Annotated in this window: 14 protein-coding genes; 7 read left to right on the top strand and 7 right to left on the bottom strand. The window is 44.3% G+C overall.

Going from position 1 to position 13,009, the window contains the following annotated elements; all coding sequences use genetic code 11:
* Nucleotides 1–64: 64 nt before the first annotated feature.
* Nucleotides 65–1,093 (bottom strand): ABC transporter permease, encoded by a 1,029-nt coding sequence (locus NR125_RS12195; RefSeq protein ID WP_256815433.1) that lies wholly within the window; start codon nt 1,091–1,093, stop codon nt 65–67.
* Nucleotides 1,090–1,815: an ABC transporter ATP-binding protein gene (locus NR125_RS12200; RefSeq protein ID WP_256815434.1), complete on the bottom strand. Its 726-nt coding sequence runs from the start codon at nt 1,813–1,815 to the stop codon at nt 1,090–1,092. Before NR125_RS12200 ends, NR125_RS12195 begins: the two co-directional genes overlap by 4 nt.
* Before the next feature lie 208 nt (nt 1,816–2,023).
* Here NR125_RS12200 and NR125_RS12205 point away from each other — a divergent pair, with 208 nt between their 5' ends.
* Together NR125_RS12205 and NR125_RS12210 are read left to right on the top strand one after the other, a co-directional pair.
* Nucleotides 2,024–2,746: a Crp/Fnr family transcriptional regulator gene (locus NR125_RS12205; protein WP_009332348.1), complete on the top strand. Its 723-nt coding sequence runs from the start codon at nt 2,024–2,026 to the stop codon at nt 2,744–2,746.
* 211 nt (nt 2,747–2,957) lie between these two features.
* The gene (locus NR125_RS12210; protein WP_019380554.1) at nt 2,958–3,392 is read left to right on the top strand and encodes an SRPBCC family protein; all 435 of its coding nucleotides are present in this window, start codon (nt 2,958–2,960) and stop codon (nt 3,390–3,392) included.
* 111 nt (nt 3,393–3,503) lie between these two features.
* Here NR125_RS12210 and NR125_RS12215 read toward each other — a convergent pair whose 3' ends face one another.
* The 4 genes from NR125_RS12215 to pdxK all read right to left on the bottom strand — a co-directional run bounded on the left by NR125_RS12215 (nt 3,504) and on the right by pdxK (nt 9,173).
* The gene (locus NR125_RS12215; RefSeq protein WP_256815435.1) at nt 3,504–6,800 is read right to left on the bottom strand and encodes an alpha-amylase family glycosyl hydrolase; all 3,297 of its coding nucleotides are present in this window, start codon (nt 6,798–6,800) and stop codon (nt 3,504–3,506) included.
* A 207-nt stretch (nt 6,801–7,007) separates the two neighbouring features.
* Nucleotides 7,008–7,673 (bottom strand): bacillithiol biosynthesis deacetylase BshB2, encoded by a 666-nt coding sequence (gene bshB2, locus NR125_RS12220; RefSeq protein ID WP_026041611.1) that lies wholly within the window; start codon nt 7,671–7,673, stop codon nt 7,008–7,010.
* A gap of 43 nt (nt 7,674–7,716) precedes the next feature.
* A complete protein-coding gene (locus NR125_RS12225; protein WP_019380557.1) occupies nt 7,717–8,064 on the bottom strand; it encodes a YojF family protein in 348 nt (115 codons plus the stop codon).
* Between the two features lie 281 nt (nt 8,065–8,345).
* The gene (gene pdxK, locus NR125_RS12230) at nt 8,346–9,173 is read right to left on the bottom strand and encodes a pyridoxine/pyridoxal/pyridoxamine kinase (RefSeq protein WP_251156332.1); all 828 of its coding nucleotides are present in this window, start codon (nt 9,171–9,173) and stop codon (nt 8,346–8,348) included.
* A 366-nt stretch (nt 9,174–9,539) separates the two neighbouring features.
* Here pdxK and mobA point away from each other — a divergent pair, with 366 nt between their 5' ends.
* From mobA to NR125_RS12255, 5 genes are all read left to right on the top strand, one after another.
* On the top strand, nt 9,540–10,142 hold the full coding sequence (gene mobA, locus NR125_RS12235; protein WP_019380560.1) for a molybdenum cofactor guanylyltransferase: 603 nt from the start codon (nt 9,540–9,542) through the stop codon (nt 10,140–10,142).
* Nucleotides 10,143–10,204: 62 nt separating this feature from the next.
* A complete protein-coding gene (locus NR125_RS12240) occupies nt 10,205–10,669 on the top strand; it encodes a molybdenum cofactor biosynthesis protein MoaE (RefSeq protein WP_019380561.1) in 465 nt (154 codons plus the stop codon).
* A complete protein-coding gene (gene moaD, locus NR125_RS12245; protein WP_256815436.1) occupies nt 10,662–10,892 on the top strand; it encodes a molybdopterin converting factor subunit 1 in 231 nt (76 codons plus the stop codon). The genes NR125_RS12240 and moaD overlap by 8 nt, the downstream gene beginning before the upstream one ends.
* A 28-nt stretch (nt 10,893–10,920) precedes the next feature.
* Nucleotides 10,921–11,940, top strand: coding sequence for a thiazole biosynthesis adenylyltransferase ThiF (locus tag NR125_RS12250; protein WP_256815437.1), 1,020 nt, complete (start codon nt 10,921–10,923; stop codon nt 11,938–11,940).
* Between the two features lie 160 nt (nt 11,941–12,100).
* Nucleotides 12,101–12,499, top strand: a complete 399-nt coding sequence (locus NR125_RS12255) for a hypothetical protein (RefSeq protein ID WP_019380563.1) — start codon at nt 12,101–12,103, stop codon at nt 12,497–12,499.
* Between the two features lie 164 nt (nt 12,500–12,663).
* Here the strand turns inward: NR125_RS12255 and NR125_RS12260 are convergent, their stop codons facing one another.
* Complete coding sequence (locus tag NR125_RS12260) at nt 12,664–12,993, bottom strand: YflT domain-containing protein (protein WP_009332337.1); 330 nt, start codon at nt 12,991–12,993, stop codon at nt 12,664–12,666.
* Nucleotides 12,994–13,009: the final 16 nt, after the last annotated feature.

The following is a 13,009-nucleotide window of genomic DNA, read 5'->3' on the forward strand; positions in this document are numbered from 1 at the left end:
AACTCCTTTATACGTTCAAAATCTATGCCTTTATTATAAAGGAATGAAAATGCAAAAAGAAATTTTAAATTTTCCGGTACCGTCTTAAAGCAGCGATATTCAGAAACATAAAGAGCAATGAGAAAGCGAGCAGCATAAGCAGATCTTTATAAATCATTTCCCATCCAAATCCTCTCACCATTACATTTCTTAATGCTTCAGCTGCGTAAAATAAAGGCGTAAAAGGACCGATCCAGCTGAGCCACCCTGATATGGTCTCCAGATTGAATAACCCCGAGAAAAAGATCTGGGGAACCACAATAAGCGGTATAAATTGAATCATCTGCAGCTCATTATTGGCAAAGGAAGACAGCAGGATTCCCAGAGTCAATGCTGTCAGCGAAAGAAGCAGTGTAATGAGCAGGACATAGCCAAAAGACCCTTCCATCAGCATGCCAAGCACATAGATTGCATACCAGGCGATGATGGCAGCCTGGATCATGGTGAATAACCCAAATCCCATGATATATCCCGTAACGATTTCCCATTTCCGGAGAGGACTGGTCAAGAGCCGCTCAAGTGTACCGGTTGTTCTTTCTCTCAAAAAGGAAACACCGGCAATCAGGAATACAAAGAAAAAGACAAAGAATCCCAGCAGCACCGGCCCGAAATAATCAAACTGCCCCATGTCGTCCGAGCCGAATAAATAATCGATCTTTATCTCCTGATTCTCTCCATTTTGCTGTATAGGCTTCAGTGCATCCTGAACCCATTTCATCACAGCTCCGTTTACACTTGGATCGCTTCCTTCCAGAACCACTGATGGCGGCATCTGATCAAAAGCCAGATACGCATCCAGCTTCTTGTCTGATAGGTCATTTTCTGCCAGCTTCTCCGTATCATAGTGTTTGAGTTTAGCATCTTCCAGGTTAAGCTGAGATTCCAGTTTTTCAGGGATATCAATGAGGCCAATTTCAGGCGTATATTCATCTCCGTTAAACACAAGGTGAAGCATAGTCAGGACCAGGATAGGAGCGAAGATCAATAGAGCCATCGTCCGTTTATCTCTTACAATCTGGCGGAGTATCCGTATAACCAGGGCCATAATCCTCATACTTGCGCACCTCCATATGCCAGGAAGGCATCTTCAATATTGGCAGAGCTGGTCTGCTGCATCAATTCTTCCGGTGTTCCAGCTGCAATGAGCTGTCCGTCTCTAATCATGCCAAGTCTGTCACACTTTCCAGCTTCATCCATAACATGAGTCGTCACCAGGATAGTCGTTCCGTTTTCCTTCAGACTTTTAAAAGATTCCCAGATGCTTTTTCTGAGGACAGGATCGATTCCTACAGTAGGTTCATCCAGTATGAGGAGACCAGGGCTATGCAGAAGGGAAATGGCAAGGGAAAGTCTTCTTTTCATACCCCCTGAATAATCGGAAACCAGCTTGCCAAGATGGTCAGTTAACGAAACAATTTCCATTACCTCATTCATCCGCTGCTTTTTTTCTTTTCCTTTTAATCCATACAGCGCTGCAAAAAAATCAAGATTTTCCTTTGCTGTTAAGTCAGTATATAGAGCGTCAGATTGTGCCATATAGCCAATTCGTTTGATCAAATCCAGCTGGGGCATTTTTTCGCTGAAAATATGGTTTTCCCCCTGTGTTGGCACCTCCAGTCCTGCCAGTTGTTTAACAAGCGTCGTCTTGCCGGCTCCAGATGGGCCGAGCAGGCCAAAAATTTCACCCTCGTAAATTTCAAGGTAAATGCCTTTTAAAACCTGGTGCTTTCCATAAGTCTTGGATACATTTTGGATGGAAACAATTGAATTTTTCATTGGTTCACTCCTTTTCAACTAAAAAGTGAGTAATCACTTACATCCATCATAAAGGGAAAACAGTCTATTTGTAAAGTGAGTAATCACTTATTAATTTCGACAAATGGAATTTCAAGCAATGAGCAGGCTTTTGTGAGTTAAGTCACTTCTTCCTAAACCCATCTTAGCTAAAATATTTCTAATAGAAATGTAAAAGCGGGGGATGGGAATGGAAAATGAAAAGCAGGATCATAGACCGTTGATCGATGAATTTTTAGGCAAGATTGAAATTTTTAAAGAGCTCCCCAGTGAATCCATACAGCTGATCGATAAACGAATTATTAAGAAATCTTATTTGAAGGGCGAAAGAATTATGTCTGAATATGATGTCGCCAAAGGAGTTTACTTTGTTCATTCCGGCATTGTGAAGCTGACGAAACAGGATGAACATGGCAACGAACTGATTGTCTGCATTAAGAAAAAAGGCGAGATTTTTGCAGAAGCCAACCTTTTTAACCAGACGGGCCAAACCTATCCTGCGACGGGTACAATGGTGCAGGATGGTGAAATCTACTTTCTGAACACGGATGATCTGGAACAGGAGCTTCTGTATTCACCGGAAATGGCTGTTCAGATTATCCGCTATATGAGTGAATCGCTGCGTGATATGACCTCTATTCTGAGGGACATCGCCCTGCTTGATGTGTACTCGAAAACAGTCCGGACATTGGAAAGGCTCGCGGAAAAATTCGGCGCCAACCACTGTAATCGGATGCATCTTGAGCTTCCCATAACCGTCCAGGAATTCTCCACCCTTGTCGGAACATCCCGGGAAAGTGTCAGCCGTGTTTTTTCCAGACTGAAAAAAGAAGGAATCATCGAAATTACAGGCAGAAAAATCGTCATTGTGGACTGGTGCAAATTCTGCTCCCTTTACCATCAGAGGCTGTAAGGGCGAGTTGCTTTTTAAGGTGAGAGCATATATGAACTGTCTTGCTCCACAAGGAATGCTCCGGCAGCTTTATCATCGCACGACTAAAAGCGCTAGCTTTTGGAAGGATGTGGCGTTCTCAGTGCGTGTTCGCACTTCCGCTTTTCTTAGTCAGCCCGGCTTTTTTGTTATATAATAGAGTCATAGACTCTATGACTCTGAGGTGCAAAGCATGGCTGATTTTCGTTCCAGTGAGATTATCAATAAACCTGTACATGAAGTATTCGATTATATGATTAAAATGGAAAATGTCCCTGAACTCATGCCGTTTGTTGTGAACGTGGAAAAACAGACCGAGGGCGAGATCGGAAAAGGAACAAGGTTCATCGAAACCCGTATGGTCAGAGGGAAAAAAATCAGTGCAGATATTGAAATTATTGATTTTGAACAAGACAGAACCTATACCACCCGCAGCAATGCAAATGGACTGATAACAGAATATAAATATGATTTTCATGAAATAGAAGAAGGAACGCAGGTGGAGATGGAAGCAAACGTTAAAACCAGCGGCCTTGTCGCCAAATTAACGAAGCGTTTCATCGTGAATATTGTGAAGCGGGAAGATGGAAGCCAGCTTCAGTATTTGAAGGAAATGATGGAGAAATAAGCAAAGCGCAAGGCGCCTTGACTATCCCCCACACCTTTAACGGTTTTCGTCGTACCTTGAGCTAAACAGTAAAACAGGGAGCCTCTCCATTAGAGAGGCTCCCTGACTTTATTAATCCCTTTTTTCATCCAAAACTAGAATGACCGTACCGCCCTCATTTCTGCCGGGCAGTTTGACTTTAATCTGCTGATTTTTGTCCACTGAATATTTCTTTCCGGAATATTGGTCAATGACCTTGCTGCCGGCGGCAAATGGGACTTTTACTGTTACTTTCTTTTTATCCGTCATAGTGTTTATGCCTACAACAGCATTTATGCCGTTATAGGAGCGGTTAAAGACTAAATACCCATTAGCGTCTCTGCCTGCGAGCTTTTCGCGTGTACCTTTTGAAAACACTGCCGAGTAATCTTTCCGGATGTTAAGGAGCTTCTGGTAGTGCTTGTGCATGTCATTTCCGATTAGGGACCAGTCAAAGTCATAGCGGTTTTCATTAAATTCTCCTTTATCCATATCTCCTGCATGTTTGCCGGAAAGGCCGATTTCTTCCCCATAATAGATAACTGGCTGTCCCTTTGCTGTTATTTGGAGGGCAGAGGCGATTTTCATTTTGCCCCAATCATTGCCCGCACTTGTGATCAGGAAGCCGTCTTCATCATGGCTGCTTAAAAATTGGCCAAGAGCTGCCGTATTTGAGAGCTTATCATTTCGAGCCTGCAATTTTGCTTCAGCTGCGTCGATTTTGCCGTTAATGAAATCAGCAGCGGTATGTTTAAAATCAAAATCGAGGATGGAATCCATTTCGCCGCTGTTCAGAAAGCCTCCATGTTCATCGATGTGGCCGCCGTAATATTCTCCGATGATTTTAAAGTCAGGCCTGATTTCAGTCAGGGCATTTTTAAATGCTTTCCAGGTTGTATGCTCCACGTGCTTAACGGTATCCACACGGAAGTAGTCAATCGTATCCCCGCGGTCTGTTCTTGCTTTTTCAAGCCAGTCTGTCTGCCAGTCAATAATTTGTCTGCGGACCTCTTCTTCCTCAGTTTTAAAATCAGGCAATCCGGCCAGCTCGCCGCGGATGGTATCATTTCCTCCATCCCGCAGCATGCCGGCAAAGCGCTCGCGGTCAGCATCAGAAGGGAAGTTGGGAATTCCAAGCCCAATGGAGGGATCGTTTTCCTTTAATCCATATCCGGTATGGTTCAGTACCACATCCACCATCACTTTTATGCCGCGGTCATGCGCTTTTTCCAAAAGTTCCTGGAATGTCTTAATGTCCCCAAGATGCTCATCCAATTTTGTAAAATCCTTTGCCCAGTAGCCATGATAGCCATATTGGTTTCCATCTTTATCATGGCGCAGGTCCCAATTGATGTTGTCGACGATCGGTGTAATCCAAATCGTGTTAATGCCAAGGTCCTCGAGATAATCCAGTCTTTCAATCATACCCTGGAAATCCCCGCCATGATAGGTTTCCAGATGGGACGTATCATAATTTGAATGGTTTGGATCATCGTTGGTAGAATCTCCATTGTTGAAGCGGTCTGTCAGCATAAAGTAAATGCGTGCTTCATCCCAATCAAAATCATCCTTTTTGCCGCTGAAGGTGCGGGTTTTGACTTCAACGGAAGCTTCTCCCGCATGAAAATTCCCATATTCATCAATCACTGTGATCGGCAGCTTCTTAATGCCTGCCGTTACAGATTGATCAATGGAAATGGTGTGTGCATTTAATGCCGGGTCAATACTGACTTTGCTGCTTCCGCCGATAGCAGATAGGTCTGCGTAAGCTTCTTTAATAGATACCTCAGGATCTGAAAGTATTGTTTCAATAGACAAAACGGCATTTTCATTGTATGAAACTTTATTTGGACTCACGTCAGTTCTGATCTCTGCTGCTGGGTTTTTATAGGTGATGGATGACTTTTCATTAAAAGGATCTTTCATTTCAGAAGTCTCTCCATCTCTAGTAACAAGGAAAGAGTACTCGTATGTGCCTTCTTTTAAGTGATCAATCGTCACAAAGAAACGTTCTTCCTTAAGGGAATACTGCATATCATAAATCTGTCCATTCAACTTTGCCTGAACCTTTTCAATCGAATCCATTTTTCCCTGTTTGAACAGCGCCGGATCTCTAAAATAAAGAGTAAGACTGCCATTGTTTAGAAGAGGACCCGTAATAGAAGGGACCTGATAGAATTCACTCTGGCCGCTTTTGACAATAACCTTGGTGTACTTGTCATTCCCTGTTTTAATATAGCGGTCGGCACCATAAGGATCCTTTTGATCCCAGCCTGTTCCTTTACGAAGCACAAATCCCATTTGCTCACTCTGCTGGCCAATTTCAATCAATGCAACAGCCCCCTTGTCATTGACTTCGGTAAAATCTGCCTGCCCATCCTTTAAGCCAGTCTGCCAGGTCCAAATGTTCCAGCCTTCATAATCGTGATTGTCTCTTACATACGTAAACTCAATAAAACGACGGTTATCTCCAGCATTCCGATCGTCAAATTCCTCTTTTGAGTAATAAACGGTTTGGTACCCCTCAGCGAGCCATACTTCTGCCTCATTTTGGCCATCAGGCATGGTAATGGTTCTGGAAACATCCTGAGTATCCCAGTTTCCGGGACGGGGAATGACATGGATTTTACTCGAAGGAACAGAAATCTCAGCTTGGGCAAATCCTTCTGTCCGGTTTGTAAATGGGTAAGCCTTGCCATTTTTTCCGTCCTCCCATGCCCATAAATCCCAATTGAATTGCTCACCGTCATCGCGCCAGTAGTTTATTGTATAGCTATTCATCTGACCGATAATGCTGAAGCTATGCTCCAGTGTATAGCCATTGAATTCGCCAATGACAGTTACGCTTCCTGCTTCAGCAGAATTGGAGATTGCCAGCTGATTATTTTTCACCTCAACGCCATTTGCTTCAGTTTTTAATCTCCAGGCTGGCTGCACATCTTCGATAGTGCCGTTGCTATGTACTAATTTGGCTGAAAGAGGAATCAGGGTATCTTTTACAGCATCAGCAGGCATTTCAGTCGTTAATCCGCTAATAGCCAGTAAGCTGTTTCCGTTACCAGTCTTGCTATTTGCCGGATCGGCAATCCAATTGCCGTCATCCAGAATAAATTTATATTCATAGACTCCAGGTGATAAATGAATAGTCTTTGACCATATATTGTTTTCGCCTTTCGTCATTGCCAATGCTCCATCTTGCCAGCCGGTAAAACTGCCGGCGACCCGGATCTGCTGAGCTTCTCCCTGATAGGAGAAAGTAACTTGACTCCCGTCTATTACTGGACTTTCGCCTGTGCTGGCAGAGGATGAATGCGGGTGAATTCCTGTGAATAAACTGAGAATCAGGCTTAGGAGCATGATCAAGAAGCCAGCTTTCCTATATTTGTCCATAAAATTCCCTCCCTATAATTGGTTAGCTAAAGTGTGTAAGGGTGTAGTGCAAGCGATTGCACCAAGAAGCAAATGAAATCGCTTGCAGATACTTAAGGAAATTCTAACATCATAATAGGGAAAGCTCATGGGCAGAAAGTAGTTAATATTCAGAAAAAAACAAATACTAAAAAGCCGCTCTGAAACCAGAGGCGGCGTGCTCTATCTTTAGAATTTATAGGTCCAAAAACGTTCTTTATACATTCTGGCCAATACTTCAGGCTCTTGCTTTTTAATGCTTTCTTCCATATTCGCTGCCATCAGCTGTGTCTGTGAGGCATGTGCCTTGATCGCTGCAACTTTCCGGTCTGCAACCGCACTGACGTCATTGACAATATCCGCCTGGCCGATTTCTTCCTCACAGTTATTGGAGAATGCGACACAGTGAACCTTCGGACGCTTGTCAGCAGGCAGCTCTTTTACCGCACGGATCACAGCGGCGCCTGTTGCGTCATGATCCGGGTGCACAGCGTATCCCGGATAGAACGTGATGATGAGGGAAGGGTTTGTCTCACCGATGATGACTCCTAGTCTGTTCGCGAGCTTTTCTTCATCCTCAAACTCCACGGTTTTATCCCGGTACCCCAGCATTCTTAAGTCCTGGATGCCCAGAACCCTGGCTGCTTCCTCCAGCTCTTCTTTGCGGATTTTCGGCAGAGTTTCCCTGGTGGCAAAAGGGGGATTACCCATATTGCGCCCCATTTCTCCAAGCGTCAGGCATGCGTAGGTGACAGGTGTGCCGTTATCGATATGTAAGGAAATCGTTCCTGAAACGCCAAATGCTTCATCGTCCGGATGAGGGAAGATGACGAGTACATGTCTTTCCTTTTCCATCATGGTCGTGCTCCTTTCCATTTGATATCCTCTGAGCCCCTATTTATTCAAAAGGATTTTCACTAATTTGCAGGGCGACTGCAAGCTTGCCGCTGAAATCGTGGCCGGCTAAAAGGAGCCTGTCTTCTTTATCGACTTCAAAGTGGGTAATTCCTTCAGCATACACCCAGCCAAAATTCATTTTCAATCCAACCCGGTAAGGGCCTTTTCCGGTGATTTTTCCATGCTCATAAACCAATTTGGCATTGCGGATATAGGCGCCTGAAGAAAAGAAGCTTTCATCAAAATGGGAAGCATACGCTCCATTTGTTGTTTCCAGATGAATAAAGACCTCTTTATTGGCAAGGCGGTCAATCTCTTTTTGCACGTGTTCTTTCACTGCTGGTTCCACTCTATAGTCCCCCTTCCGTTTTATCTTCATATATTCGTTTGAGACGGTATTTATATGTTTATCTTACTAAAAAAAGAAATGAAAAGCGAAAAAGTAATCTCAGAAAGGGTGCTAAAAAGATATAACCGCGAAATTGTTATATTATCCGCGAAAAAACAAATATAACCGCGGAAATTTAATTTTATCCGCGAAAAAATCAATATATCCGCTAAATCCCCGTTTTATCGGGTGAATTGCCAATTGCAAAAAACAGAGCCCCCTCGGACTCTGTTTCACCATGCTTATTCTGAATCAAGACTGCCTGCGCTATATTTGCGGTAAGCACCAGGCATCGTAGGGCCAACATACTCATTTAGCTTAAAGCCATGGTTGATGGCGGCAGTGATGAAATCCTTCGCTGTTTGAACCGCTTCTTTGACAGGTTTGCCTTTCGCGATTTCTGCTGTGATTGCAGAAGAGTAGGTGCAGCCTGCGCCATGAGTGTAAGTCGTTTCAACGCGTTCGCTTTCATAAAGAGTGAACTCTTGTCCATCATATAGAAGGTCAACGGCTTTTTCGTGCTGCAGCTTGCTGCCGCCCTTGATTAATACATACTTCGCACCAAGTTCATGAATTTTGACAGCCGCTTCTTTCATGTCCTCCACAGTTTTGATTGGACCTGTTTTAGCCAGCTGCCATGCTTCAAATAAATTTGGTGTTACCACTGTTGCAAGCGGCACAAGCAAATCTCTTAATGCTTCGTTCAATTCAGGATGAATCGGCTCATCTTCACCTTTGCAGACCATGACCGGGTCGATGATAACATGGTCCAGGCTGTTTTCTTTAATGGTCTTGGCCGCAATTTTAATCACTTCTTCAGAACCTAGCATGCCAGTTTTCATCGCATCAATACCTGTAGATATGATCGTTTCGATCTGTGTTTCCAGAATGTCTGTAGAAATCGGGAACACGTTGTGGCTCCAGTTATTTTTAGGATCCATCGTCACAATGGTAGTCAGCGCAGTCATCCCGTAAACGCCAAGCTCCTGGAATGTCTTAAGGTCTGCCTGGATTCCCGCGCCGCCGCTCGTATCTGAACCGGCAATGGTCATTACTTTTTTCATCGTCATATGCATAGTTCCTCCTTGAAGTACTGCTGGATATCTTTTTCTAATTATAACAATAATTGAAAAAGGTAAAAACTATAACGGACTGCAGATAGCATTAAGTTAACCGCTCCTTTAGGCAAAAATACGATGCACATCACTTGAACGCACATAAAAAAGGCTATGCACACATAAATCACGCTTATCCGCACGTAAAAAAATTTATCCGCTCATAAACTTCGTCTATCCGCACATAAATTAACTTCAGAAAAAAATCCTGCTGAACGTCACAATATTGCCAACTCCAGCGGCCTTCGTATAAGAAACAGGCCGGAATAGATGGTAAAATAAAAGGATAACGATAAGATACATTGAAAGACGGTGAGGAAAATGAGCAGTACAGGCATCATTTTGGCAGGAGGGCATTCAAGCCGGATGGGGGAGAATAAAGCCCTGCTGAAAATAGGCGGCAAAACGGTAATTGAACGAATCGCCGATCAGCTGTCTTCTATATTGCCCAATGTCATCATCGTAGCCAATAAACAGGAAGATTATCAGTTTCTCGGCCTTCCCCTTGTGAGCGACCGCTGGAAAGAAAAAGGGCCACTGGCTGGAATCCAGGCCGGCCTGTCTGAATCCAGGACCCAAAAAAATCTGATTGTGGCCTGTGATATGCCATTCATATCCGGGGAGCTTGCCAGGCTTCTTCTTGAACAGCTGGATCAGCATCAGGCATCCGTACTTGAAATCGGAGGGCAGCTTCACCCGCTTTTTGCCGCTTACCGAAAGGATGCAAAAGATGCAGCAGAGCTGGCATTGAGAGAAAATAAGCTGCGGATCCGCCAATTTCTGCAGGAAATAGATAGCAGAATCATAAAAGATGAAGAGCTTAAGAATATGGGGTTTTTATATAGGGATGCGCACTTTTTTAACATGAACCGTCCTGATGAATACCGGCAGGCACTGAAACTGGCCGAAGATGCCTCAAAATAAGAATGCATTCATTTCCATTCCGGCTCTGTCTATGTCAAAATCAAATAAAAAGAGGTGATTCCATGAATTTTGAGATTTCTAAAGATCCGATCGATATCCAAAGTGTGATCGATAAAGTGGTGCAGCGGGAAGCGGGAGCGATTACGACCTTTATCGGAACCGTCCGCGAGCTGACACATGGAAAAAAAACACTTTACTTAATATATGAAGCATATGAATCAATGGCTGTGAAAAAACTGGAGCAGATCGGAACCGAGATAAAAGAGCGCTGGAACGGGGCAGAAGTGGCAATTACCCACCGGACAGGCAAGCTGGATATCACCGATGTAGCGGTCGTCATTGCCGTTTCCACTCCACACCGTGCGGATGCTTATGAAGCAAACCGCTATGCGATTGAAAGAATTAAAGAAATTGTGCCGATTTGGAAAAAGGAACATTGGGAAGATGGCGAAGAATGGATCGGCAATCAGCTGGAAACAGTGGCATACCCAAAAGGAAAACCGGAGGAGAAGGATTTACATGAATAAAATTATGTTTTTTGCCCATTTGCGGGACCGTGTTGGAGAAGAGTCTTTGACAAAGGATGTCAGCGGCAAAACAATCTCTGAACTGAAACAGATGCTTGAGGAAAATTACGGGCTGAAGCTTGATTCAGTCATTGCAGCCGTGAATGAAGAGTTTGCTTCTGATGATGAAGTCATTCAGGACGGAGATACAATCGCCTTTATCCCTCCAGTCAGCGGAGGGTAATGGCAGCTTCAAGAGAGGAGGGGGCGCATTGTCTGAAAGGTATTCTCGCCAGGCTTTGTTTCCGCCTATTGGAAAAGTGGGGCAGGAAAAAATCCGCTCCAAGCATGTGCTGATAGTCGGTGCCGGCGCTCTTGGCTCGGGAAATGCGGAATTGATGGCGCGTTCAGGTGCCGCCAAACTGACGATCATTGACCGGGATTATGTCGAGGAAAGCAACCTGCAGCGCCAGCAGCTTTTTGCAGAAAGCGACGCCTTAGATAAAATGCCAAAAGCGGCTGCAGCAGAAAAACGGCTAAAACAAATTAATAGCGAGGTCGAAATCCGCTCGATTATTGGCGATGCTACTCCGGAAAAGCTGGAAGAGCTTGCTGAAGGGGTGGATCTGATCCTGGATTCGACCGATAACTTTGAAACCAGGATGACCATTAATGATATCTCTCAAAAATTTAATATTCCATGGATTTATGGAGCCTGTGTCGGCAGCTTTGGCATGAGCATGACAATCATTCCCGGGAAAACGCCATGCATGAATTGCCTGCTGAAAAAGATTCCGATCCAGGGGATGACCTGTGACACCGGAGGAATCATTGCCCCAGCTGTGCAAATGGTCGTCGCCCATCAGGCAGCTGAAGCGCTGAAAATTCTGGCTGAGGACTGGGAAGCCGTGCGTACCGCTATGGTCAGTTTTGATTTATGGCGAAACCAGTACACCAGCATGAAGGTGTCAAAAGCGAAGGATGAAGGCTGCTTATCTTGCGGAACAGAAAGAACATATCCTTATCTGCGGCCGGAAAATATGATGAAATCCACTGTTCTCTGCGGAAGGGACACTGTTCAGATCCGCCCGCCAAAGGAGCAGGAAATCGAATTCGCTGAAATCGCACGGCAGCTGAAAGCACTTGGCTACCAGGTGAAAGGCAATCCGTATCTGCTTTCCATCGAAATGGAGGAGAAGCGCCTTGTCCTCTTTAAAGACGGACGCGCCCTTATTCATGGCACAAAGGATTTAGCGCAGGCGAAGTCCATTTATCAGCGGATTATGGGTTAAAGTGAACTTCAATCAGTGGGGTTCTGTTGGTTGGGGCCCACAGGACGTGGCGTTTTGGCCTTTACGGTCAGTAAGAGTCCGATAAACTAGTGCTTTTTCATTATATATAAGCCCCTTCCTTTTTTGTAAAATAAAGACAAAAAGACAGAAGAGGTTAATAATGATTACATTCATGTATTTTTTCGGCTATTTGTTTGACCAGCTGCTGGTCAATTTTATAGGGATGGTCCTGATCCTTTACAGCTTTATCATTCCGGTTACCCCTATGTATAAAACCAAGCGTCCTGCAGATCTAATCGTACATATAAGCCGGATTCTTTTCGCTATCATTCTCCCATTCCTGAACTTTTTCTATTTTTTATTCAATAGCGGGGACTGGGCGACAGGGGAAGGCATTACAGCACCGGAGCATTTTAGCACTTTCATCTGGGTTCAGGCTGGTTTGATTGTGCTGCCTGAACTGGTTTTTTTCATCCTGTCAAAAGTCAATATAACCAGAGTCTGGTGGTATGTGCTATACCCGGCTCTTCTGATTGGGCTATGGGTTTGGATGTTTTAAGGGCATAAAAAAAGCGATGAAAAATTTTTCATCGCTTTTTTATACTGTCTAGCTGCTCCAGCGCCTACCCCCTCGAGGTCACAAGCTTGTCTAGTTTCGGCTCCTAGGGACTCAGGGTCATAAGTCGTTTCCTTCCAGAAGGAAAAACGCCTCCGCTTTTCTAATTATTTTACTTCGTCTGTACCTACAATAACTAACTTGCCTTCATCCAATACTTTTTCATATTGTTCTGCTTCTACCGTCGTTAAACCAACAGATTCAAATTTTGTACGAAGCTCATCTCCGCGTTTTTTGAACACGTTGCCGACAGAATCGAGTAGGCCCTGCTCCTTCATGCCGACTTCGCCTGTATCCGTCGCGTCAGAAAGGTGCTCTGAGCGATCCTTGTCATGTGCGAAAATATAGATGTTTTCCTTATTAAATCCCTGGCTTTGCAGCATTCCAATCGTATCTGTAGCCTGTACGCCATTTTCAACAACTTCAATTTTATACATATATAACATCCTCCTT

It is taken from the genome of Cytobacillus sp. Bac17, assembly GCF_024519925.1.
Classification (GTDB): domain Bacteria; phylum Bacillota; class Bacilli; order Bacillales; family Cytobacillaceae; genus Cytobacillus; species Cytobacillus pseudoceanisediminis.

Excerpts from the sequence above, each read along its gene's own strand:
- NR125_RS12195 (WP_256815433.1), bottom strand. The coding sequence starts at position 1,093 with ATGAGGATTATGGCCCTGGTTATACGGATACTCCGCCAGATTGTAAGA.
- NR125_RS12200 (WP_256815434.1), bottom strand. The coding sequence starts at position 1,815 with ATGAAAAATTCAATTGTTTCCATCCAAAATGTATCCAAGACTTATGGA.
- NR125_RS12205 (WP_009332348.1), top strand. The coding sequence starts at position 2,024 with ATGGAAAATGAAAAGCAGGATCATAGACCGTTGATCGATGAATTTTTA.
- NR125_RS12210 (WP_019380554.1), top strand. The coding sequence starts at position 2,958 with ATGGCTGATTTTCGTTCCAGTGAGATTATCAATAAACCTGTACATGAA.
- NR125_RS12215 (WP_256815435.1), bottom strand. The coding sequence starts at position 6,800 with ATGGACAAATATAGGAAAGCTGGCTTCTTGATCATGCTCCTAAGCCTG.
- bshB2 (WP_026041611.1), bottom strand. The coding sequence starts at position 7,673 with ATGGAAAAGGAAAGACATGTACTCGTCATCTTCCCTCATCCGGACGAT.
- pdxK (WP_251156332.1), bottom strand. The coding sequence starts at position 9,173 with ATGACGATGAAAAAAGTAATGACCATTGCCGGTTCAGATACGAGCGGC.
- mobA (WP_019380560.1), top strand. The coding sequence starts at position 9,540 with ATGAGCAGTACAGGCATCATTTTGGCAGGAGGGCATTCAAGCCGGATG.
- NR125_RS12240 (WP_019380561.1), top strand. The coding sequence starts at position 10,205 with ATGAATTTTGAGATTTCTAAAGATCCGATCGATATCCAAAGTGTGATC.
- moaD (WP_256815436.1), top strand. The coding sequence starts at position 10,662 with ATGAATAAAATTATGTTTTTTGCCCATTTGCGGGACCGTGTTGGAGAA.
- NR125_RS12255 (WP_019380563.1), top strand. The coding sequence starts at position 12,101 with ATGATTACATTCATGTATTTTTTCGGCTATTTGTTTGACCAGCTGCTG.
- NR125_RS12260 (WP_009332337.1), bottom strand. The coding sequence starts at position 12,993 with ATGTATAAAATTGAAGTTGTTGAAAATGGCGTACAGGCTACAGATACG.